This window comes from Corynebacterium hesseae, from assembly GCF_037850265.1.
In the GTDB taxonomy this organism is placed as follows: Bacteria; Actinomycetota; Actinomycetes; order Mycobacteriales; family Mycobacteriaceae; genus Corynebacterium; species Corynebacterium hesseae.
In genome coordinates this window covers 62,975-83,453 of record NZ_CP137211.1, presented here as the reverse complement: position 1 = coordinate 83,453, position 20,479 = coordinate 62,975, and the positions used below count along the sequence as shown (strand labels likewise).

General features: G+C 59.7%; 22 protein-coding genes. 6 read left to right on the top strand and 16 right to left on the bottom strand.

Annotated elements, in window-relative coordinates; genetic code table 11:
• The first annotated feature begins 218 nt into the window (after nucleotides 1-218).
• A complete protein-coding gene (locus R3O64_RS00440; RefSeq protein ID WP_339017103.1) occupies nucleotides 219-1,478 on the top strand; it encodes an HNH endonuclease signature motif containing protein in 1,260 nt (419 codons plus the stop codon).
• A gap of 47 nt (nucleotides 1,479-1,525) precedes the next feature.
• Here R3O64_RS00440 and R3O64_RS00435 read toward each other — a convergent pair whose 3' ends face one another.
• The 6 genes from R3O64_RS00435 to R3O64_RS00410 all read right to left on the bottom strand — a co-directional run bounded on the left by R3O64_RS00435 (nucleotide 1,526) and on the right by R3O64_RS00410 (nucleotide 4,761).
• Nucleotides 1,526-1,825, bottom strand: coding sequence for an MGMT family protein (locus tag R3O64_RS00435; protein WP_339017102.1), 300 nt, complete (start codon nucleotides 1,823-1,825; stop codon nucleotides 1,526-1,528).
• Complete coding sequence (locus R3O64_RS00430; protein ID WP_339017101.1) at nucleotides 1,797-2,501, bottom strand: VOC family protein; 705 nt, start codon at nucleotides 2,499-2,501, stop codon at nucleotides 1,797-1,799. Before R3O64_RS00430 ends, R3O64_RS00435 begins: the two co-directional genes overlap by 29 nt.
• Complete coding sequence (locus R3O64_RS00425) at nucleotides 2,501-2,779, bottom strand: RNA-binding S4 domain-containing protein (protein WP_046648682.1); 279 nt, start codon at nucleotides 2,777-2,779, stop codon at nucleotides 2,501-2,503. Before R3O64_RS00425 ends, R3O64_RS00430 begins: the two co-directional genes overlap by 1 nt.
• Nucleotides 2,780-2,798: 19 nt before the next feature.
• A complete protein-coding gene (locus R3O64_RS00420) occupies nucleotides 2,799-3,446 on the bottom strand; it encodes a LysE family translocator (RefSeq protein ID WP_339017100.1) in 648 nt (215 codons plus the stop codon).
• A gap of 80 nt (nucleotides 3,447-3,526) precedes the next feature.
• Nucleotides 3,527-4,219, bottom strand: a complete 693-nt coding sequence (locus R3O64_RS00415) for an SDR family oxidoreductase (RefSeq protein WP_339017099.1) — start codon at nucleotides 4,217-4,219, stop codon at nucleotides 3,527-3,529.
• 5 nt (nucleotides 4,220-4,224) lie between these two features.
• Nucleotides 4,225-4,761 (bottom strand): NADPH-dependent FMN reductase, encoded by a 537-nt coding sequence (locus R3O64_RS00410; RefSeq protein ID WP_070683127.1) that lies wholly within the window; start codon nucleotides 4,759-4,761, stop codon nucleotides 4,225-4,227.
• Nucleotides 4,762-4,900: 139 nt separating this feature from the next.
• Between R3O64_RS00410 and R3O64_RS00405 the strand changes: the two genes are divergently transcribed.
• Genes R3O64_RS00405 through R3O64_RS00395 form a run of 3 tightly spaced genes read left to right on the top strand, consistent with a single transcriptional unit; the run spans nucleotide 4,901 to nucleotide 8,812 of the window.
• Nucleotides 4,901-5,986, top strand: coding sequence for a Fic family protein (locus R3O64_RS00405; protein ID WP_339017098.1), 1,086 nt, complete (start codon nucleotides 4,901-4,903; stop codon nucleotides 5,984-5,986).
• 23 nt (nucleotides 5,987-6,009) lie between these two features.
• Nucleotides 6,010-6,624 carry a sugar O-acetyltransferase gene (locus R3O64_RS00400; protein WP_339017097.1) on the top strand — a complete coding sequence of 205 codons (615 nt, stop codon included), beginning with the start codon at nucleotides 6,010-6,012 and terminating at the stop codon, nucleotides 6,622-6,624.
• Nucleotides 6,617-8,812: an ATP-dependent RNA helicase gene (locus R3O64_RS00395; protein ID WP_339017096.1), complete on the top strand. Its 2,196-nt coding sequence runs from the start codon at nucleotides 6,617-6,619 to the stop codon at nucleotides 8,810-8,812. The genes R3O64_RS00400 and R3O64_RS00395 overlap by 8 nt, the downstream gene beginning before the upstream one ends.
• On the opposite strand, the gene R3O64_RS00390 is transcribed toward R3O64_RS00395, so the two are convergent.
• Nucleotides 8,809-9,585 carry a TSUP family transporter gene (locus R3O64_RS00390; protein WP_425248925.1) on the bottom strand — a complete coding sequence of 259 codons (777 nt, stop codon included), beginning with the start codon at nucleotides 9,583-9,585 and terminating at the stop codon, nucleotides 8,809-8,811. The two genes, R3O64_RS00395 and R3O64_RS00390, sit on opposite strands and share 4 nt — an antisense overlap.
• 16 nt (nucleotides 9,586-9,601) lie before the next feature.
• Here R3O64_RS00390 and R3O64_RS00385 point away from each other — a divergent pair, with 16 nt between their 5' ends.
• Nucleotides 9,602-10,654: an AbrB family transcriptional regulator gene (locus R3O64_RS00385; protein ID WP_425248910.1), complete on the top strand. Its 1,053-nt coding sequence runs from the start codon at nucleotides 9,602-9,604 to the stop codon at nucleotides 10,652-10,654.
• Here R3O64_RS00385 and R3O64_RS00380 read toward each other — a convergent pair.
• The 3 genes from R3O64_RS00380 to R3O64_RS00370 all read right to left on the bottom strand — a co-directional run bounded on the left by R3O64_RS00380 (nucleotide 10,634) and on the right by R3O64_RS00370 (nucleotide 14,269).
• The gene (locus R3O64_RS00380) at nucleotides 10,634-11,884 is read right to left on the bottom strand and encodes an ATP-binding protein (RefSeq protein ID WP_339017094.1); all 1,251 of its coding nucleotides are present in this window, start codon (nucleotides 11,882-11,884) and stop codon (nucleotides 10,634-10,636) included. The two genes, R3O64_RS00385 and R3O64_RS00380, sit on opposite strands and share 21 nt — an antisense overlap.
• Before the next feature lie 83 nt (nucleotides 11,885-11,967).
• Nucleotides 11,968-13,629: a DUF885 domain-containing protein gene (locus R3O64_RS00375; RefSeq protein ID WP_339017093.1), complete on the bottom strand. Its 1,662-nt coding sequence runs from the start codon at nucleotides 13,627-13,629 to the stop codon at nucleotides 11,968-11,970.
• 70 nt (nucleotides 13,630-13,699) lie between these two features.
• Nucleotides 13,700-14,269 (bottom strand): TIGR00730 family Rossman fold protein, encoded by a 570-nt coding sequence (locus tag R3O64_RS00370; protein ID WP_339017092.1) that lies wholly within the window; start codon nucleotides 14,267-14,269, stop codon nucleotides 13,700-13,702.
• Between the two features lie 98 nt (nucleotides 14,270-14,367).
• Here R3O64_RS00370 and R3O64_RS00365 point away from each other — a divergent pair, with 98 nt between their 5' ends.
• Nucleotides 14,368-15,444 carry an ROK family protein gene (locus tag R3O64_RS00365; RefSeq protein WP_143334501.1) on the top strand — a complete coding sequence of 359 codons (1,077 nt, stop codon included), beginning with the start codon at nucleotides 14,368-14,370 and terminating at the stop codon, nucleotides 15,442-15,444.
• Here the strand turns inward: R3O64_RS00365 and R3O64_RS00360 are convergent.
• The 6 genes from R3O64_RS00360 to amn form a co-directional block, all read right to left on the bottom strand.
• Nucleotides 15,441-16,019, bottom strand: a complete 579-nt coding sequence (locus R3O64_RS00360) for an HAD-IA family hydrolase (protein WP_070520350.1) — start codon at nucleotides 16,017-16,019, stop codon at nucleotides 15,441-15,443. The genes R3O64_RS00365 and R3O64_RS00360 overlap by 4 nt on opposite strands.
• Entirely contained in the window at nucleotides 15,952-16,347 is a 396-nt protein-coding gene (locus R3O64_RS00355; protein ID WP_070520352.1) for a hypothetical protein, read from the bottom strand. Before R3O64_RS00355 ends, R3O64_RS00360 begins: the two co-directional genes overlap by 68 nt.
• 63 nt (nucleotides 16,348-16,410) lie before the next feature.
• The gene (locus R3O64_RS00350; protein ID WP_070520355.1) at nucleotides 16,411-16,893 is read right to left on the bottom strand and encodes a ferritin; all 483 of its coding nucleotides are present in this window, start codon (nucleotides 16,891-16,893) and stop codon (nucleotides 16,411-16,413) included.
• A gap of 118 nt (nucleotides 16,894-17,011) precedes the next feature.
• The gene (locus R3O64_RS00345; RefSeq protein ID WP_339017091.1) at nucleotides 17,012-18,460 is read right to left on the bottom strand and encodes a SulP family inorganic anion transporter; all 1,449 of its coding nucleotides are present in this window, start codon (nucleotides 18,458-18,460) and stop codon (nucleotides 17,012-17,014) included.
• Nucleotides 18,460-18,975, bottom strand: a complete 516-nt coding sequence (locus R3O64_RS00340) for a phosphoribosyltransferase (RefSeq protein ID WP_070520361.1) — start codon at nucleotides 18,973-18,975, stop codon at nucleotides 18,460-18,462. Before R3O64_RS00340 ends, R3O64_RS00345 begins: the two co-directional genes overlap by 1 nt.
• 53 nt (nucleotides 18,976-19,028) lie before the next feature.
• The gene (gene amn / locus R3O64_RS00335; protein WP_070520364.1) at nucleotides 19,029-20,432 is read right to left on the bottom strand and encodes an AMP nucleosidase; all 1,404 of its coding nucleotides are present in this window, start codon (nucleotides 20,430-20,432) and stop codon (nucleotides 19,029-19,031) included.
• Nucleotides 20,433-20,479 lie beyond the last annotated feature (47 nt).

Here is a 20,479-nt window from a genome sequence, read left to right as displayed (position 1 = left end):
TATTAGCTTCTTACCCAACAAGCCCCTCCCAACGAAGCTCAAAGCGGCGGAAGGCTGGGTAAATGCAATATCAGTAGGCACATTCACCTCTCTAATCACAACTTTCCGCCAGGGTATAGACTTTCCAAACGGTACAGAATAAACTCATTTTTCGAAAAGGGATTCGGACAGTGGGGGTTCGGTCCTTCTCAATATCTCTAACAAAAGAGGGGGTTGAATTGTCTTCCGCTACAGAAACCGTTGTTTCCTATTTTTCTCATTCCAATCCGAACGACCCGGTCTGCATGAGAGGTAAAGCCATACGCCAAGCAGACTACGAATTTTGGTCTAGCATCCTTCCCGCCTTGGACGAGGACTCAGATACAGCGTGCATGCGCCTTGGGCTAAAGACCGGCAAAGCGGCCGGGGCGGTTGCTCGCATAATCATGGGGATTTACCGATTGAAAGAGCTACCCCAGCTCAAGGCCCTGCAAGATGCAGATTTTTTGCTGGACTTACCCGCCTTGATTGCCATCGACCAGGTCATGGCTAAACTCGGCCAACCTTCCACTGAGGTAGTGGCCGCCATTGACGCTGCGTTGGCCCGTTGGCTTACACCTACGAAGCCAAATCAGGTATTTCCCACCACGTCGCAGATTCGTCGTCGCATGCGTGACCTTGTCAAGGTCCATGACGACTCCATCGCAGTGGAGGATAAACGCACAAAGAATCGATATTCCATTCTCACCCGCGACCAACGCGCCACCATAGAACTAGAGGTGGATAGCAGCGTTGGAATCATCATCCATGAGGCCATTAAGGCAGCTGCTGAAAAGCATGAAGTCTCGATGGCAGAAGCACTAATCCTTTTAACGACTGGAAAGGTAGAACCAGAAGCTGCCCGAGTAGTGCTCCACACTTATCAAGCGAGTGACGTCGAAGACGCGCCAGTATATGTAGAAGGGCACGGCTGGCAGGTAGAGAAAATCCCAGCACAAGCCGTAACGAAAAGGGACTTGAGCACCAAGCCGGAAGCCACTAATGGCTACGGACCAGCCACGTTGGTTCGCAAATATGTTGAAGGGCGCGATGGCACCTGCCGTGCAGCTGGCTGCGGAATGCCGGCGTGGCTGTGTCAGTTAGACCACCGTATTAACTACGCCGATGGTGGGCCAACGCATCCGGACAACATGGTGGCGTTGTGCCAGCATCACCACAACATGAAGACCGATGGGCGGGCCTTCTATATTTTGGACCCAGATACCGGGGATGTGATCTGGCTCTTTGAGGATGGAACCTGGGCAATCACGGAACCTTCCGGGCCTCTAGCACCAAAGAACAAGCGCTGGGCGCGAAGCGTTGCGCAAGATATTGAAGGCTACCGCGCTAGGAAGCACCGGGAAGCTCAGGAGCTGAAAGCCGAGATAGATCAAGAACAGCAAGCCAACACAAGTAAAACGACCACTGACGGCAAAGGAGATGAAGAAATCCCCTTCTAGATAACTAGGTTCGTCGCTTAAAACGACGAACCACATTGGCGCTCGGCTTAGAGGAGGTAATTGAGGTCCGCCGCATCCAGCCCGCATTCAGCGAGCACCACACTGTCACCGCGGTGTGGAATGCCTTCGGCATCCCAATGGGCTTGGGCAGCGGAGGTGTGCGCGCGACCAGTACTGTTGACCACACGCCACCAGGGCAGATCTTCGCTTTTCGACATCACCCAGCCCACATACCGCGCACCGACCCCTACGACTTTGGCGATCTCTCCGTAGGTGGAGACGTTGCCAGGCGGAATGCGGAGAACGACCTCCGCAACCCTAGAGCTCGATGGGTTCTTCGGGGGCATCCTCGACCTCGCACAAGGTAAGCGTCGCACCCGTGGAATCCTCAATCAGGCACAATCGGCCGAATGGTGAGTCGTGGGGCTCGCGGATAACCTGCCCGCCATTCTCCACAACAGCCTTCGCTGCTTGGTCGATGTCCCGCACACCCAAGTATGTTTGCCAGAAACTCGGCAAACCTACCGCATGCCAGAACCCAGCGAAGGCAGCGCCTTCTTCCTCCGCAACTGCATAATGCTCATCACCACGGATTTCCCAATCGAAGAGCTCACCATAAAAGTCCAGCGCTGAGTGAAAATCCTCCGAGACCGTCAGCTCGTGCCACACCGGGGTGCCAGGCTCACCGCCGGCGACGAAGCGGTCGAGCTCCGGCTGCGTCAAGCCAAACATGGCACCGGACTTGTCGAGTACGAGCGCCAGCGGGGCACCTAAAGCGAGGATTTTTCCGCCGAGTTGTTCTACTCGGGCGCAATCGGCTTCCAAGTCGCGGGAGAGGAAATAGGTAGCCCAGGTGTCCTGGCCCGGAACAATTTCTGCAATCGGCAGACCTTGAAGGCGGGCGATGCCATCTTCGAATTCCCAGCCCAGCACGGCCGAGTAAAACTTCTCGGAGGCCTTCACATCAGAACTGGCCAGAGTAATCCAGTAGGGCATTCCTACTTCAGCTTCAAAAGCGGGCATTAAAGGTTCCTCCACTTCTCCGGGTCGAAGTCATCATCGGCGGTAGCCTCATCAAAATAATCGTCGTCGTCTTCGACGACGCGGGCGCAAGTGTCGGAGACGCAGATGACGTCGCCAAGCGCCAGCGTTGCTCCGCGCTGCTTAGTTACTTCCCCATTGACGGTGACCTGACCCTGCTCGATGAGTTCTTTGGCCTCACCCCCGGTCGCGACCAAGGAAGCCAGTTTGAGGAACTGGCCAAGCTTAATGGATTCTCCCTTAATTGAGACTTCTAGCATGTTGACCAGCATACCCAGCTCAAAGCGCAAGAATTCCCTCTGCCAGAATGATGACGCCAAGCAGGGCAAACACGACTCCGCTGAAGATATCTACCCCGGCGGAGTTCTTTGCCATCCACTTCGCCACCGCACGGGTGCACAACGCAACGCCGACAAAAATAATGAGGCTTTCAATAATCAGCACAGAACCAACCGTGGCATTCGCGCTCAAGCCCATGCCCGGATCGATGAAGTTGGCGAAGATAGCGCCGAAGAAGATGAGCACCTTGGGATTAGAAAGATCGCTGACCAGGCCCATGCGGTACGCCGTGCCGAGTCTAATTATGCCGTCCGGGGTGAACCCGCGCGGTTGAGGATTCATGGTTGCTGGAGCACGACGCTCTTTAATGCCGCTACTTATTGCAGAAAATGCCATCCACAGCAGATAGCTACCGCCGGCAACCTGCAGCGCCACAAGGATTTCAGGATGCGCCGAAATCAGCGCAGTAAGCCCCGCCAACGAAGCAACGGTCCACAACATCAAGCCAGTCGTGCTACCAATTGCGGCCCACACCGCTGCACGCGTGGAACGCGCACCCAAACGAATAATCTGAACCACATCTGGCCCCGGCGAAGCCATCGCCGCGAACCACACACCCATCAAGGCCACTATGGCGCTGAAAGCCACCTAACACCCCCATACTCACATGCGTTTTCACTAACACATGCCACTATAAGAGGCGTCTCACCTGCAGCGAAACAGGTAAATTAGCTTTGCGTACGCGGCTTAATAGTCATGGTGTCAATGTTGACGTGCTCCGGCAGGGACGCCACCCAACGCACTGCCTCAGCGATGTCTTCTGCGGTGAGGTTGAGCTCGCCGTCATAAACTTGTGCGGCACGTTTGGCGTCACCCCGAAAACGATTGAGGGAAAACTCCTCCGTGGCTACACGGCCCGGGTCAAGTTCGGTAACGCGAACGCCGTGTTCCTCAATACGCAGTGCACGAGAAATCACGCGGACGCCATGCTTAGCGGCGTTGTAACCGGAACCGCCCTCGTAGACGTTCCACCCAGCCACGGAGCCCATGTTGATAATGAGCCCGCCTCGCAGCTTCGGCATGAGTGCCTGGATCATGCGAACGGTGCCAAGGACGTTGACCTCATACATCCACTGCCAATCCTCGATGGTGGTGTCCACGAGGGGCTCCAGGCCCTTAGCGCCACCGGCGTTGTTGACCAAGAGGTCAATGCGGTCGAGGTGGGAAACGAACTCGGCCACGGACTCGTCCGAGGTTACGTCGAGGGCATATGCCTCGCCGCCGATGTCGTTCGCGAGGGCCTCAAGGCGCTCGACGCGCCGCGCGCCGACGACGACACGCCAGCCGTCAGCCGCCAACGCTCTTGCCGACGCCTCCCCAATCCCCGAAGACGCTCCTGTAACGACTGCCACTTTTTCCATGCGCCCTAGGATAGGGCTTCTTCCAGCTCGGCGCAGATGTTTTCGACGATTCCACTCTTGAAATCAGCCGGGGTGAAGGTGCCATCCTTCATGTCGGTATTTAGCGAGATATCCAACTGAGTGCGCAGCTGCGGCATGGAGAAGTTCGCCATGATAAGGCGCCACGCCTCTACCGCGCGGATGCCGCCGCTGAAGCTGTAGCCCACGTAAGCAATCGGCTTGCCTACCCACTCGGCACCGAGGGAATCAACGGCGTTCTTGAACGCGCCCGGCACGGAGTGGTTGTACTCCGGGGTGACGAAGATAAAGGCATCGCAGGAATCGATAGCATCGGACCAGGCCTGCACATTCGGGTCCTCGTAGTTTTTGTTTGCCGCCATAGGAATGACAGAGGTGGTGAGGATCGGGACATCGAAAGCCTTGAGGTCAATGAGCTCGTAGTCCACGTCGCGGCCCTGAGCGAGGTCGGTGACCCACTGGGCGATGGCCAGCCCGGCGCGGTCGTCGCGGGTAGAGCCGAGGATGATGCCGATTTTCGCCATTAAAGTACCTTTCTTAATTTGTTAACGCGTCAACGTCTGAGGGTACGCCGATATGTCGACGCAATCGACAAGTCACCCAGATATGTCGAAAATTCTAGAAAAAATCGACATATCCGCTCAACATGTCTATTCTTTTACCATGCCAACCTATAGCCCGGACACCCCCTACAATGGGCTTCCGCCCCTCCCACCAGCAGAAGTGGTGGAAACCGTTCCCGTGCTTAAGGCCATCATCGATGCTAAGGAAAAACTGGCTGAACTGCGTACGGCCTGCCAGCTCATTCTCAACCCGGAGATCATCACCTCAACGATTCCACTGCGTGAGGCTCGTGCTTCCTCCGAGATTGAGAACATCGTCACCACTAATGACGAGCTCTTCCGTGCGGCGTGGCACGTCGATGCTGAGCCGACTCCTGCCACCAAGGAGGCTCTTCGCTATAACGCCGCGCTCCACGCTGGACTTTCCTCGCTATCGCAGCGACCTCTATCCGAGAAGACGGCAAAAATCGTATGCAGCACCCTTCTAGATACTCAGGCCGAGGTGCGTTCACTTCCGGGCACATTTATCGGTAACCCTGTAACGAAGGAGCGGCTCTACACCCCACCTGAAGGAAAGGAGATTATCGAGGGCCATCTCGCAGCGTGGGAGGACTATATATATTGCAGCCACGACGTTGATTCCCTCGTAAAGATGGCACTGCTTCACTATCAATTTGAAGCAATCCATCCTTTCTACGATGGCAATGGGCGCACTGGACGAATCCTTAACGTCCTCTACCTCATTCAAGAAGATCTTCTTGAGCTGCCGGTTTTATACCTGTCCGGGTATATCGTCGACAACAAAGCAGACTACTATCGCTATCTCAACGCTGTTACAGCCAAGGGAGCATGGCAAGACTGGCTTCTCTTTATGATCCGCGGCGTTCACGCAGCGGCTGCCGACGCCTCCTCGATGATTACCCAGCTTCGGGCTATCCAGGAAAACACTGCGCAACGAATACGTTCTGCGGGCGTGATTAACCATCCGCTCGAGATGGCCGAGCTCATTCTTATCAAGCCCTATGTACGCATTACTGACGTGGTAGAGACGGGCTTCGTCAAACGCCAAACTGCCAGCGCGTGGCTGGCACATCTCGTAGATTTAGGAATCCTCGAAGAAATCCAACAAGGCCGCTCCAAGGTTTTCCTTCACCGTGCCGCTCTCGATGTTCTGACTCGAGACTAAGACGAGGGAATAGGATGGCTGACATGCATCACCCAGACGAAGGATCCTTTGAACGCATGACCAGCGGGCAGTGGTTCATGCCCGGTGTCAACGAGGAGGCCAGCGCCGAACATCGACGCGGCTTCCTGCTGGTCAAGGAGCTCAATGAGCTGCACAACACCAACCCAGAGCGCGCGAAGGAGATTTTGCGGGAGCTGTTATCACCCGAGTCTAAGGTTCCCGGGCTGCACGCGCCGCTCAACTTGGAGTATGGCTGCAATGTGACCATCGGAAAGGGCGTCTTCATCAACTTTGGCGCGACGATCCTGGCGCAGGCGCCTGTAACCCTCGGAAATCACGTCATGATCGGTCCGAACTGCTCGCTTATTACCGTGGGGCATCCTGTCAACGATCATGAGATGCGAGCAGAAGGTTGGGAGATTGCGAAGCCTATCAGCGTCGGCGATAACACGTGGTTTGGTGCCAATGTCACTGTGCTGCCGGGCGTGACAATCGGCAAGAACTGCGTCGTGGGAGCGGGCACGCTGGTGACTAAGGATATCCCGGATAACTCGCTGGTCTTGGGCTCACCGGGACGTGTGGTGCGCAAGCTGGAGGACAACGAAGATAGGTGGGAGCGCCAAGATCTCGATGTTTGATCTCAAGGCGATCGGCACAGGACTTCCCGTCCTGGAAACCATCGATTCTCTGCCTTCCGCCGGTCACGTCGTCGTCCAGGCCCCGCCCGGCACGGGTAAGACCACGCTCATACCGCCAGCGCTGGCTAACCAAGTGGAGGGCAAGGTTCTCGTCACCGCGCCGCGCCGAGTAGCTGTGCGTGCGGCGGCAAACCGCCTTCAAGAGTTGTCAGGCCAGCGCATCGGCTATGCGGTGCGCGGTGATTCCCGCAAAGGCGCGGACGTCGAGTTTGTTACCCCCGGCGTGCTGTTGCGCCGACTGTTGCGGGATCCGGAACTTGAAGGGATTTCCGCCGTAGCCATCGACGAGGTGCATGAACGCCAGCTCGATACCGATCTGGTGCTGGGCATGTGCTTGGAGTTGGCTCAGCTCCGCGATGATTTCCGGGTCATTGCCATGTCCGCGACTGTCGACGCCTCTCGCTTCTCCCAGCTCATGGGAGGGGCGCCGATCCATTCCACCGAGGCCGTAACGTACCCGCTCGACATTTCCTATGAACCGATTCCGGGACGTGCCGCGGGCGATCGAGACTTTTGGAAAAGCGTGGCCAAGGTTGCCGCGCGGCAGCACGAGTCCACTCTGGTCTTTGTGCCGGGTGTGCGCGAGGTCAACCTGGTGTGTGATGCCTTGAGCGGCCACAACGTTTTCCCACTCCACGGCCGCCAAACCACGCAGGAGCAGGACGCGGCCCTGTATACGCGAGAACAGCGCATCGTGGTGGCGACGTCTATTGCGGAGTCCTCGCTGACCGTGCCGGGCGTGCGCACCGTCATCGATGCTGGATTGTCCCGCGTTCCCAAGCGGGATGCGCAGCGCGGGATGAGTGGGTTGGTGACGGTGTCGACGTCGAAAAGCAGCGCCGATCAGCGCGCTGGACGTGCCGGGCGTGAGGCGCCGGGTACCGTCGTCCGTTGCTATTCGCAGGAGGATTACCAGCACTTTTCTCCGCACGTGATTCCAGAAATCCTTTCCGCGGACCTCACGCAGGCAGCGCTGTTTATGGACTGTTGGGGCGCGGGACCGGACTTCCCCTTGCTTGATCAACCGCCGAAGGCCGCGCTTGCCGACGCCCACCGCACCCTAGATCTGCTTCATGCCACTGAAGAGTTGGCGCTTTTGCCGGTGCACCCGCGATGGGGCGCGGCACTGTTGAAGTACGGTGCGGGGGCAGCACGCACGATTGCTCGTCTGGATGATTCGGACCCGAAGCGGCTTGCCCGCCTGGTGCCCGACAAGGGGCCGGTGGACCCAGGCGTGGTGGTCGCTACCGCTTTCCCAGAGTTCGTGGCTAAGCGCGTGGGTGACAAGGAGTACTTGTTAGCGAGCGGTACCCGCGCGCGGCTACTCAACGGTGAACAGGGAGCTGACTGGTTGGCGGTGGCTGAGGTGTCGTTGGCGCAATCCGGTAACGCCGTCATTCGTGAAGCAGTGCCTATCGCGGACAAGGATGCGCTCGAGATCGTCGGCGTCACGGAGGAGACGCGAGCGTTTCTCGACGGCTCCAAGGTCCGCGGCGTGCGCGTGCGTGCGGCAGGTGCCATCGTGTTGTCGGAGACGCCAGTGAAGGTCTCCGGCGATGAGGCGGTGGAGGCACTGCGCAAGTCCGGACAGGGCTTAAGCTTGTTCCACTTCAGCGAGAAGGCCCAGAACCTGCGGGAACGTCTGCGGCATCTGTATCGGGCCTACGGAGAGCCCTGGCCAGATATCGACAATGCCAACCTTGAGTGGCTGGATCCGGAGCTGCATGAGTTGGCGATTGGCGGGCGCCCAGACATGTATCCGGCGCTGCAACGATTGCTTCCGTGGCCCGAAGCCAGCCGCTTGGACGAGCTCGCGCCGGAGCGTTTGCCGGTGCCGTCCGGGCGTGATGCAAAGATTGATTGGTCCGGCGAGCGTCCGGTGGTTTCCATCAAGTTGCAGGAGTGTTTTGGTTTGGCGGAGTCCCCCGAATACTGCGGCCACCGCGTGCAATTCCATCTACTGTCTCCCGCCGGGCGGCCGCTTGCTGTGACCGATGACTTGGCCAGCTTCTGGTCCGGGCCCTATGCCGGGGTGCGCGCCGACATGCGCGGGCGCTACCCCAAACACCCGTGGCCCGAGGACCCGTGGAATGCGGTAGCAACCGCAAAGACGAAGAACCGGATTTAACCCCACTGCTGCCAGGCCAGGTACACGCTCATCACCACGACGAGCGTGAGGAGTGCATAGCGGATGAGCTTGGTGCCGCCGCCGAGGACGGTTCGCGCGCCCAGCTGCGCGCCGAGGATATTTGCTGCTGCCAGAACTAAGGCCAGGCCCCATACCACGTGCCCGCCCAGAATGAAGGCGATGAGCGCGCCAACGTTGGTGCACGTGTTGACCACCTTGGACATCGCGGCGGAAGTAAGGAAGTTCTGGGAGAAGATGGCTGTAAATGCCATGATGAGGAACATGCCGGTGCCGGGGCCAAAGACGCCATCGTAGAAGGCAATGGCCGCCACGGCGGCTAACCCCGCCCACGTGCGCCAACCGCCGCGGATTCCCTCTCCTTCGCCACTGCCGAAGTCTGGGCGAAAGGCCACGAAGAGGCCGACTGCCACCATAAGCACGATGATGACCGGCCGCATGACGTCCTTGTCCATGAGTGCGGCTGCTGCAGCGCCGAGCCCGGAGCATAGGAGGGCGATAAGACCCATACGGATGAGCTCGCCCTTCGGCGGGCGGACTTTCCTGACGAGCGTAATGGCCGCGGACGCTGTACCAGATACCGCCGCCACCTTGTTCGTGGCCAGCGCGGCGGCGGGAGCAAGCTGCGGTGCCACCGCCATGATGAGCGGAATAAGGACGAGGCCGCCGCCACCAATAACGGCGTCGATCCATCCGGCCACGGCAGCTCCAATAGTGAGAATCGCCCAACCACTCAATCCAAAGCCCATGACCATCATTAAACTCGATTGCATGTCTGTGCGTGCAAGGTGGGCCATCGTTGCCCCGGGATCTGTGGCTCTCGGGGCATTGTTTAGCTACCTTCACGTACCCGCAGCCTGGATCCTCGGCGCCATCGTGGTCTCCGGCGCCATGGCACTGACGACGGGCAAGGAACTCGCCGTCAACGACCGCTTCTATTCTGTCGCTCGCGGTTTCATCGGAATGATGGCGGGCATACCGCTGACTCTTGTGCCTGCCTCCACCCTCATTGGCTTTGTGCCGGCTGCGGTGACGATGTCCCTTATCACCGTGCTTATCGGTGTCGCCGGCGGTGTTCTGCTACACCGCTCACAGCCGAAGGATATTTCCTGGGAGACGGGCATTTTATCCATGCTGCCCGGCGGGGCCTCGCTCATGCCCGCGCTGGCTAGCGAGCTGGGTGCGGACTACCGCTACGTGGCGCTGACGCAATATCTGCGCCTTCTGGCGGTGTCGGTATCGCTCCCTTTGGTGGTTTCTTTGTTAGATGCTCCTGCGGGCGAAGGCGTTGACATGAGCGTTGACGGCGAGGTCACGTGGTGGGTTGTGCTGCTGACCCTCGCTATCGCCGTGGTTGGTGAGAAGCTAGGCAAGCTCGTGCGTTTGCCTGCGGCTGCGGTGCTAGGTCCGCTCATCTTGACGGTGCTGGTCGCGCAGATTATCCCAGCCGGCCACACTTTGGAGCCGCTCTACGTGTTCAAGATCATGGCATTCATGTCCATCGGCTGGGTCTGCGGTGGCGGGCTTTCCGTGCCGGCCTTGCGGGCCTTCGCCAAGCAGCTGCCCGCGACGATCCTCTTCATTGTCGTGGTCATCGGCGTGTGTGCGCTGACCGCCCTGCCATTGACCGCATGGCTGGACATCACCTACTTTGAGGCTTACCTCGCCACCTCGCCCGGCGCGCTGGAGACGGTTCTCGCGCTGTCCGCAGAAGGAGGGGCGGGTCCCGCCGTGGTGGCCGTGCAGATTATCCGACTCATCATCGTGCTGGTCATCGCCGGCTACCTGCCGCAGATTCTGGGGCTATTCCGCAAGCGCCGCTAGTGGTACCACCCAGACCCCATCCGGACGTTGGAAAGCTGGACCGCTGGGAATCACAACTATCAGCGCTGCTGGAGGCGAAGAAAGCTTAGCGGCTACGTGCTTAAGGTGTGCTGCCGCTGCATCGACCTCGTTGTGCGAAAGTTTCGCCTCAAATCCCACCCACGAACCATCTCGAAGCTCCACTACTGCATCAATTTCTTCGCGCCCCTTCATATCCCTCAGGTGGAATACTCCGCGCGCACGCAGTGCCTGCGCATAGACGCGCAGATCGTGCACAAGTTGCGCCTCGAAGAGGATGCCTAATGTCTCTAAATCCCCAAGCAGTTTATCTGGACCCGTTCCCAACAAAGCAGCAGCCAAACCGGGATCGGCAAGCTGGCGTTTAGGCATTTGGACCATGGAAGTCTTCGACCTCGTACGCGGTGACCAAGCTGGTTGATCCTCAATAAGGAAGAGGCGCGTAGCAAAATCGTGAATGACGTTCACAGTTTCTGCGGCTGGTGTCGAGGTAGCGCTGCTGAGTTCTCCTATGCGTTTACGAATCGCTGCAGCGGTGGCCGGCTGGGCAACTAGTCCGGCATAGGCATGAAGGAAAGACTGGAAACGGCGCGGATGGCGGCGCGGTCCGCCAAGCTCCGGATAATCGTGCTCGCTCATCTCCGTGAGGTAGGATTCCATCCCTTCCTGCGCGTCGAGCGGATCAAGGTCAAAGAACTCCGGAAAACCACCAGCAACGATCCATCGGGCATAATCCGCCACGGTGGCGTCCGTCCCGGCTGTAGGCTCTTGATTGCCAGCAATGATGGCGCCCAGTGATACCCGCTCAGCAGCAAGTTCTCGCTCTGCCAAACTCAACGTGCGCAATTGAATAGAACGAATACGGCCTGCGCCCGAATGCCTGGTGGCATCGTCATTGGGCGTGGAGGAGCCTGTAAGGAGAAACTGTCCTTTCTCCGGTGAGTCATCAACTGCATGGCGCACTTCATTCCAGATAGCAGGGACAACCTGCCACTCATCAATAAGCCGCGGCCGCGCCCCTTGAAGCCCCAAAGCCGGTTGCATGCGCGCAAGGTTTGCTTCTGGGGAGTCACGGTCAAGTTGAATGACGGACTTTGCGAATTGGCGTGCTGTTGATGTTTTCCCACTTGCACGGGGGCCTTTGAGGAAGAGGGCTCCCGAAACACGGAGCCCTCTCTCGACTTCTGCATCAACGATTCGGGGCAGGTACATACCACGCATGTTAGCCCGACAAGTGGATAAATCCAAGAGTCAGGTGTGGATAAATCCAAGAGTCTAAGAAGCGACCTGGGGTTTTAGTCCAGAATTGTCTCACGCAGGATCGACATCGGCACAGAGCCTAGGGCCAATGCCTGGGAGTGGAAATCGCGTACTTCCATGCCCTGCTCCACCGCAGCGTCGCGGGTTTGCTGCCACAGGCGCTGGCCCAAGGCATAAGACGGAGCCTGACCCGGCCAACCCAGGTAGCGGGTGACCTCGAAGGAGAGGTTGGCATCATCCATCGCGGTGTTTTCACGCATGAAGGTCTTGACGTGGGACTTATCCCAGACACCGGACGCGGTGCAGTCCGGTAAGGGCTTACCCAAGTGGAGTCCGATGTCCACCACGACGCGGGCGGCGCGGAAACGTTGGGCGTCGAGAAGCCCCATGCGGAAGCCCGGGTCATCCATGTAACCCAGCTCCGCCATGAGCGCTTCCGCGTACAGGGCCCAGCCTTCGCCATGGCCGGAGTTCCACGTCACCGCGCGGCGCCACAGGTTGAGGTCAGGCTGCGTCAGCGCGGCACCAATCTGCAGGTGATGGCCCGGCGCGCCCTCATGGTGGACGGTTGTGAGCTCCTGCCAGGTGTGGAAGAGCTCCTGACCAGCAGGTACGGACCACCACATGCGGCCGGGGCGGGAAAAGTCATCCGACGGCGAGGTGTAGAAGATACCGCCGGTACCTGCCGGGTCGATGCAGCACTCGATTTCTTTAGCGGCCTCCGGAATGTCGAAGGCGTTGCCGTCGAGGTCCTTGATGACGCGGTCCGCAGTGGACTGCATCCACTCCACCAGCGCGTCGGTGCCGTGGAGCTGGTAGCGCTCCTCCTCGTTGAGCTTGCGCATCGCGGCGCGGACCGTCACGTCGGAGCCATAGAGCTCGTGGGCGATCTTTTCTTGCTCCGCCCTGATAGAGCGCACCTGGTCCAGGCCCCACTCATAGGCTTCGTCGAGGTCCACGGTGTCACCGACGAAAAGCTTGGAGAAGCGTTCGTAGCGCTCGCGACCCACCGCGTCCTGGGATGGGGCCTGCGGCTGGAGCTCGTTGGAGAGCCAATCGGCGAATTCGCCGAAGGCTTCCTTGGCGGCGTCCACCTCGGGGCCCTCGACGCCTAGATCCTCGAGCATGGAGCCGGCGTCGGCAAGCCGCTCGCATTGCACGAAGACATCGGAGATCTGACGCTGCGGGGCCACCATGCCACGCGACGCCGCCTCGGTGAGGGACTCCTTGTAGCCGCTGAGGGATGCCGGCACCTTCGACAGACGCGAACGCAGGGCGTCGAGCTGTTCCGGAGTGTCCTTCGGCATGAGCATCAGGGTGTCGCGGATGGTCTGCACCGGCGAGGCAATGTTGTTAAGACAACGGATGTCCTCACCAGCATGGTGCAGGTCAAGATCCAGGCAGAGACGGTCGCGCAGGACGGCGGCGGTGACGTAGTCCACCTCGTCGAAATCGTCGTCATCGTCGGATTCGTCGGTGGTGTCATCGAGTGCATCGAGATCCGCCATCATCTCACGGGTGCGATCCGCCACGGAGGAGTAGTACTCCGGGGAGAAATCCTCCAGCTCCCCATCGAAGCCGGGGATTCCCCACGCGGTGGCATCGGTGGGCGTGAGCTGCGCGAGGTCGTGGACGAAGTTATCGCACGACGCGTCCAGCAGCGAAGGCTGGCGCTCTGCGTTCTGGTCAAAACTCATAAGGGCGAAGTCTAACGAAGATCTGGGGCTTTGGGCCAACCCGGCGCCGCCTTATTTACCAGGTTGTTAGCTAATTGTTGCTCCACTTGCTACCCGGGCTCACCCAGGATGCGAATTCGTTCAGCACTTCAGCTGCATCGGCATTGACCACGAGCGCATCGAGGAAGCGTTTTTGAACAAACCCCTCCTGCACCATTGCGGAGTACATTTTTGTAAACGGCTGCCAGTAGCCGTTCACGTCTACGAGTCCCACCGGGCCATCGATGTTCCCCAACTGCTGCAAGGTGAGGACCTCGGTGAGCTCCTCCAAGGTCCCCACGCCACCCGGCAGGCACACGAAGGCATCGGCGAGCTCCTCCATGCGCGTCTTGCGCTGGGCCATGGTGTCGACCACCTCGAGCTGGGTTACCCGCTGGTGGGAAAGCTCGTAATCGACGAGCTGGCGCGGGATTACTCCAATGACGGTTCCGCCGGCGGCAAGGCAGGAGTCCGCAACGATACCCATCAGGCCTACGTCACCACCGCCATAGACCAGGGTGAGGTTTCGGCGCGCGAGCTCCTCCCCCAAATGGTGCGCGGCTTGGCTATAGGCCTCAGAGTTTCCGGCGGCGGAGCCGCAGTACACAGCAACAGAATCCATGGGTATCACTCTATCGCAGGCGCATTTCTAGACCATGATGTCTACTGAATCCTAATTTCTATTAGACAATGCGGTCTGGTGAATTTATACTTGACGCCATGATTAAATCCGGTCCCGTGTTCACGCGCCCCCGCACCCCAGCGGCGAAGTGCCTCCACATCATTCGACTCAACCCCGTTGTCACCCGCAGTGAACTTGTCGAAGCCACGGGACTCTCCCAGCCCACAATCACCCGCGCCACCGCCGCGCTTTTGGGTGCTGGACTGATCCGCCAGCGCACGGATTTGACGCAGTCCCGCGGTCGCGGGCGCCCCACAGTGCCCTTGGAGGTAGCGGATAATGACTGGATGCTGGCCGGCATTGCCGTCGGTACCGCCTTTACCCACATCGCCTTCTTTGACACGCAGGGACGCACACTCCGCGAGGAAGACGTGGCTACACCGGTTTCTCGCCTGAGCGCGAGTGACGTCATCGAGCACATCATCGCTGGCGTTAATCGCCTCATGGCCGGCCTGGATCGCCGCTTGGTGTCAGTCGGCGTGACCACCTCCGGCAGCGTCAACGAGGCCGGGCGCATCACCGCCCACAACCTGGGGTGGGACGAAATGGACATCGCCAGCCGCCTGGAGTATCAGTTCGGTGTTCCGGTAGTTGTGTCTTCCGTCATCCCGGCCATCCTCGGCTCAGAGACGCAGTCGACAGAGATGGGGGCGGAGAAGCCCGTCATGGTGCTCTACGCGGATGACTCCGTTGGTGCGGCGCTCACAGTCGGCGATGAGATCGTGCAACTCGACATCGATGACCCTGACTCTCTCGCTACGCAGGCGGTACTCTCTGCAACTGGCGGTGACTCCCTCCCAGACGTGGTTGCGAATGCTGACGATGAGACGCGAGCGCTTCTCGACGACCGCGCGCGCTCCCTCGGCGCCACCGCCGCTGAGCTTTTGGCTGAGCATAAACCGGACACCCTCGTGGTAGCCGGCGGCGCCTTCTCAGATGATCCGGCAGCGCCGAAGCTCTTTGCTTCCGCTGTACGCCAGGCCACCGACCACCCAGTGGAGCTGCGCATGGTTCCCTCGCACACCGAGATTGTTCGCGCCTGCACCCGCGCTGTGGCGCTGGATCCTCTGCTGCGGGTGCCGCTCGATCTCGGCCGCGAGGCCAAAGCTGCCTAGAAGGGGATTGAAGTAATTCCCGTAAAAAGGTGGGCCTTGAGCCCAAGGTGCTGAGCACCGGCGACGAAGTCCGGCCGATCGTCGAAGAAGTGGGTGTCCTTGGCCTGGGCCCCGAGGGCATCCACGGCCACGAGGTAGGCTTCCGGATCCGGCTTGGCCACCCCGATATCGCAGCTCAGCGTCACGGCGGCGCATTCTTCCAGCCAGGGCTGCGTCTGGCGGATCCTGGTTCCCAATGCCGCTGGCACATTCGCCAGGATGCCAACACTATGGCCTTGGCCAATAAACCCTAGGACCGCACGAACCATTTCTTCGTCGGCTACCAGCAAATGCTCGGTGTCCAATTCGATAGCGTGGCTGACATCAAAAGGAGCAAGACCGGCCAGCGCGCGAATGCGGCCCCAATATTGCGCATCGCTCAGGTGCCCAGCGTCATATGCAGGGCGAAACTCCTCATAAAGAGACCAAAAGTGCTCTACATTGTCGGGACGGAGGTAATCCTCCAGCTCAGCGTTCCCGGCGGGCGTAGCTGACCGCATGAGCACGCCGTAGAGGTCGAAGAGCAAAGTGGCCATGCGCCCAGTGTAGCCAGACCGCAAGAGCGCCAGTCAGCGTGCCCGCTACGAAAAGCGGAAGCGATAGTGTGCCATGTGCCAACAGCGTCGAGGTTGCCCCCACTAGGAACAAGCCGCCGACGCTAAACAGGGAGCGGCTCAGCGCCGTCGCCGCCGCGGCGGCGCACAATAAGAGGGCGAGGCCCGCAAATGGGCCGAGCATCACGGCGAGGGCGAAGAAAAAGGTTCCCAGAGCCATGTTGGTTGCCGCCAGCCACATGCCACCGACCAATGCAATCGCTAGCCCGGCAAGGGCACCGCAGATGAGCATGAGGCGCGTTGTAGTCATAAAAAAAATCTCCCACCAACCGCAGGGGGCCGTGGGAGAATCCGCGCAAACTATATGGCTTCGTTACCGTTGCGCCAGCGAGCCATCGACGCGCAGCAGGCCAGAACCGTCATTGCCCACCAGCTTGAGCTGGTCAATGATCTCAGACACGGAGGACTCTTCCTCAACCTGCTCCTCGAGGAACCAGTTGATGAGACCACGGGAATCCAGGTCCCCAGCCGCATCTGCGGTGCGGGCGATCTCTCGGATCTGCTCCGAGACCTTCTGCTCATGCGCGAGGGATGCCTCAAAAGCATCGAGCGGGGTGGCGGCCTTGACGGAGCCGACCTGGATATCCTCCAGCTCGACGCGGTAGCCGCGGTCCAACAGGTGCTCGGCGAACTTCTGTGCGTGCTCGCGCTCTTCCTCTGCCTGCTTGAAGAACCAATCGCGCATGCCTGGGAAGGACAGGTTGTCCATCTCGTAGGCCAGCTGAGTGTAAATCAGGGCTGCGCCGTGCTCATTATTGACCTGGGCGTTGAGGAGCGTTTGCAGTTTCTCATCCATGAGGGTGCTTCCTTTCATCCGTTTTTGTGTTACCCACAATACAGGAAAACTCAGGACGCGCTAGCAAGGCGATCTTAAGCAAACTCGCACGTCATAACACTTTTTCTGGTAGGTTTACCTAACCCAAACCAGAAATCCTCTGATAGCGCTGAAGGCTTGCGCCATCGAGGCCCCGGAATTCCACCGCTATTCCGCGGCTCGCATACTTGCTCTGGACGGAATCGAGTACAGCCACGGTCGAAGCGTCCCAAATATCGGCCTCGGAGAAATCCACGATGACCTTCTCCACCGGCAGGGTGTAGTCGAAGGCATAGACCAGATCGTTCGAAGAGGCGAAGAAGAGCTGGCCGCGCACGGTATAAACGTTGCCCTCTAGCTCCACCGACACGAGGTGGGCGACGCGGCGTGCAAAGGCCACCGAGGCAGTGAGCACACCGAGGATCACACCGACCGCCAGGTTATTCGTGGCCAAGGTGCCAATCACCGTCACCAGCATGACGAGGGTTTCGCTCAGAGGCATGCGGTGAATCGTGCGCACCGAGCGCCAATCCACGGTGTGAAAGGACACCATGAACATGACCGCCACAAGAGCAGCCATGGGGATTTTCCCTACGGTGTCCCCCAACACGAGGATGAGGATAAGGAGGAAGACGCCGGCGAGGAACGTCGACAAGCGCGTGCGTGCCTGGGATTCCTTGACGTTGATCATGGTCTGGCCAATCATCGCGCACACGCCCATGCCGCCGATGGCGGCGGCGAGCATGTTGCCGATGCCCTGGCCTACGGATTCGCGCGTTTTATCGGAGTGGGTATCCGTGAGGTCGTCGACAAGCTTGGCGGTGAGCAGGGATTCCATGAGTCCGACGAGGGCCACGCCCAATGCATAGGGAAGGCAGAGGAGGAAGGTATCGCGGCTAAACGGCACGTCTGGAATGACGAAACCGGGCAGGGAAGTCGGCAGCTCGCCTTGATCCGCGACGTCGGGAACCTGCCAGCCGAAAATCACAGTCAACATGGTGACAACCACAATCGCCACGAGGGGCGCGGGGATCACCGTGGTGATTCGCGGCCACACCACCATGATGACGAGGCCCAGAGCAACGAGAGGATAGACCAGCCACGGCACCTGCCACAGGTGACCCAGCTGCGCGGTGAACATGAGGATGCCCAGCGCGTTGACGAAACCCAGCATGACGCTGCGGGGGATGAAACGCATGAGCTTGGCGACGCCCAGCATTGCCATCACTACTTGCAGGATGCCCGCCATCCAGATGGTCAGGAGCACGTACTGCAGGCCATGCTCGTGGGCCAGGGGCGCGATAACCACGGCGACAGAACCAGCTGCAGCGGAGATCATGGCTGGGCGCCCGCCAGTGATGGCGATGGACATCGCCATGATGACGGAGGCGAAGAGCCCCACCTTGGGGTCGAGCCCGGCGAGGATGGAGAAACTTAAGACTTCCGGGATGAGGGCCAGCGCAACAGCAAGCCCGCCAAACATCTCCTTGCGGAAGCGGGCGGGCGAGCTGAAGGCCGCGCGGAAAGAACCGGCGGAACGGTCAGACATTAGTGGCCGTCTTTGAAGGAACCATCGCGGGTGATGACCGGCAGGACCGACCAGGCAAAGTTGATCCACTGGTCGGTCTTCTTCCACGAGAAGTCCGGCTCAAAAATGGTGGTCGGCTTGGTGTAGATGACGGCGGACTTGACCTCGGAGGCGGTCTGCTCGAGCAGGTTGACCACGAGGTCGAGGGTCTTTCCGGAATCCGCTACGTCATCGACGACGAGGACCTTCTTGTCCTTGAGCGAATCCGTATCCAGCTGCGGGTTAAGGAGAATCGGCTCCGGCAGGGTCTCACCGATATCGGTGTAGAACTCCACGTTGATAGCGCCCATTTCTTTGACGCCGATGGCATAACCAATAGCGCCTGCAGGGATCAGGCCTCCGCGGGCCACGCCCACGATGAGATCCGGGAACCAGCCCGAATCCACGATTTGTTGCGAAAGGTAGCGGCTGGCCTCACCGAAGACCTCCCACGTCAGGTTCTCGCGTTCCGGGTTCCACCACTCCGGGGTGCTCATCGTCTAGGTCTCCTTCGCCAGATTGTGCATTTCCCTCAGTCTAATCATCTACCTCAGCGGAACGGAACCTCCGCCACCGTTCGGCGCAGTTTGCGGGTGCGCAGCCGCTCCGGATTCTCCGCCAAAGCCTCCACCGCGCGCACCGCACACATGACATGGGCTTCCTTCGAGTTCGAGTAAAAGGCCTGCGCTTGGGCGGGAAGCTTGGGCACGGCGTGCAAAGGTAGATCGGACACCGACAGCAGAGTGCCATACGGGATGCGGTAGCGGTAGCCGTTGGCAGCGAGGGTGCAGGATTCCATGTCCACGGCCACCGCGGTGGAGTGGCGCAGCCATTCCCACAAGTCCCGGGAGGTGCGCCACTCCCAGTTGCGGTCATCGGTGGAGAGCACCGTGCCGGTGCGCATGAGCGAATTGTCTTTCCCATAGACCTCTTCGACGGCGGCCTCCAGCATGCGCTGGATTTCTGGAATGGCGGGAATCGGGTTGCTGGTGGTGACGGTGCCATCGAGGATGTGGTCCTCGCGCTGATAAGCATTGCCCAGGATGAGGTCGCCGATGCGCATGCGGCCATCGAGCCCTGCGCAGTGGCCGATCATGATCCAGGCCTCCGGGCGCAGCACCGCCAGGCAATCTGTGATGGTCTTGGCGTTAGAGGGGCCCACGCCAATGTTGATCATGGTGATGCCATCTCCGCCGGCGGTGATGAGATCAAAACGGGGCATCTGGTAGCGGGAGGTGAGGGTGAGCTCGTCGACGTCGAGAAGCACCGCGTCATTGGAGTGGATGGTCTCCCCCGTGGGCAGCACGAGCGCGGTGTAGCGTGAATCCTCACGTGAGAGTTCGCGCAGGCCGAACTTGACGAACTCGGTGGTGTGCATGGCGTAGTTGGTGAACAGGATGTACTTCTGCACGGTGTCCACCTCGATGCCGGTGTAGTGCTCGATGCGAGCACAGGCGATGTCGAAGCGCTGCGGGCCGAAGTGGAACAGCGGCTTTTCTTTCCCGTGAAAGGCCTTCCACGCGCCGTCAACGATCCCGTCATGAACCGCATCGAGGGTGGGCCGGGGTATATCGCCGCGGTCCTGGGGAATTTCTGTAATCCCCCGGATATATTCCGGCGGGATGCGCTCATCCGATTGACCGACGTAGATATCGCAGGGGTAGTTATTGGTGAGCCGCGTGAGCTGCTCCGTGAGGTAACTACGAATCAGCCATGGTTTTGATATCACTGCCGAGTAGCGGCCCTCTTGGTCCACGTAGCCGAAGGGCTCAGAGCGGTCGATGGGTGTCCATTGGCGGATATCCACGGTGATCTTCGGGTAGACCACGTGGCGGTAGGCGTCGTGGTCCCCCGAGGCGAGAGCGTGACGTGCCAGCTCGCAAGAACTGTCATAGAGCTCGCTGAGGCGGGAAATCGCTTCATTGACGGAGTGGACATGCTGCAGGTCGGTCATGCTCGCGAGTGTATCCATGAAAGAAGCCCGCCGCGGTGAGGCGGCGG

What these genes read in the sequence shown, in the direction of transcription:
- R3O64_RS00425 (WP_046648682.1), bottom strand. Translation starts at nt 2,779, where the DNA reads ATGCTAGAAGTCTCAATTAAGGGAGAATCCATTAAGCTTGGCCAGTTC.
- R3O64_RS00435 (WP_339017102.1), bottom strand. Translation starts at nt 1,825, where the DNA reads ATGCCCCCGAAGAACCCATCGAGCTCTAGGGTTGCGGAGGTCGTTCTC.
- R3O64_RS00340 (WP_070520361.1), bottom strand. Translation starts at nt 18,975, where the DNA reads ATGAGCACCCCGGAGTGGTGGAACCCGGAACGCGAGAACCTGACGTGG.
- R3O64_RS00430 (WP_339017101.1), bottom strand. Translation starts at nt 2,501, where the DNA reads ATGCCCGCTTTTGAAGCTGAAGTAGGAATGCCCTACTGGATTACTCTG.
- R3O64_RS00415 (WP_339017099.1), bottom strand. Translation starts at nt 4,219, where the DNA reads ATGGAAAAAGTGGCAGTCGTTACAGGAGCGTCTTCGGGGATTGGGGAG.
- R3O64_RS00400 (WP_339017097.1), top strand. Translation starts at nt 6,010, where the DNA reads ATGCATCACCCAGACGAAGGATCCTTTGAACGCATGACCAGCGGGCAG.
- R3O64_RS00380 (WP_339017094.1), bottom strand. Translation starts at nt 11,884, where the DNA reads ATGTACCTGCCCCGAATCGTTGATGCAGAAGTCGAGAGAGGGCTCCGT.
- R3O64_RS00385 (WP_425248910.1), top strand. Translation starts at nt 9,602, where the DNA reads ATGTCTGTGCGTGCAAGGTGGGCCATCGTTGCCCCGGGATCTGTGGCT.
- R3O64_RS00390 (WP_425248925.1), bottom strand. Translation starts at nt 9,585, where the DNA reads ATGGTCATGGGCTTTGGATTGAGTGGTTGGGCGATTCTCACTATTGGA.
- R3O64_RS00395 (WP_339017096.1), top strand. Translation starts at nt 6,617, where the DNA reads ATGTTTGATCTCAAGGCGATCGGCACAGGACTTCCCGTCCTGGAAACC.
- R3O64_RS00355 (WP_070520352.1), bottom strand. Translation starts at nt 16,347, where the DNA reads ATGACTACAACGCGCCTCATGCTCATCTGCGGTGCCCTTGCCGGGCTA.
- R3O64_RS00360 (WP_070520350.1), bottom strand. Translation starts at nt 16,019, where the DNA reads ATGGCCACTTTGCTCTTCGACCTCTACGGCGTGCTCATGCGGTCAGCT.
- R3O64_RS00350 (WP_070520355.1), bottom strand. Translation starts at nt 16,893, where the DNA reads ATGGATGAGAAACTGCAAACGCTCCTCAACGCCCAGGTCAATAATGAG.
- R3O64_RS00370 (WP_339017092.1), bottom strand. Translation starts at nt 14,269, where the DNA reads ATGGATTCTGTTGCTGTGTACTGCGGCTCCGCCGCCGGAAACTCTGAG.
- amn (WP_070520364.1), bottom strand. Translation starts at nt 20,432, where the DNA reads ATGACCGACCTGCAGCATGTCCACTCCGTCAATGAAGCGATTTCCCGC.
- R3O64_RS00365 (WP_143334501.1), top strand. Translation starts at nt 14,368, where the DNA reads ATGATTAAATCCGGTCCCGTGTTCACGCGCCCCCGCACCCCAGCGGCG.
- R3O64_RS00375 (WP_339017093.1), bottom strand. Translation starts at nt 13,629, where the DNA reads ATGAGTTTTGACCAGAACGCAGAGCGCCAGCCTTCGCTGCTGGACGCG.
- R3O64_RS00345 (WP_339017091.1), bottom strand. Translation starts at nt 18,460, where the DNA reads ATGTCTGACCGTTCCGCCGGTTCTTTCCGCGCGGCCTTCAGCTCGCCC.
- R3O64_RS00410 (WP_070683127.1), bottom strand. Translation starts at nt 4,761, where the DNA reads ATGGCGAAAATCGGCATCATCCTCGGCTCTACCCGCGACGACCGCGCC.
- R3O64_RS00405 (WP_339017098.1), top strand. Translation starts at nt 4,901, where the DNA reads ATGCCAACCTATAGCCCGGACACCCCCTACAATGGGCTTCCGCCCCTC.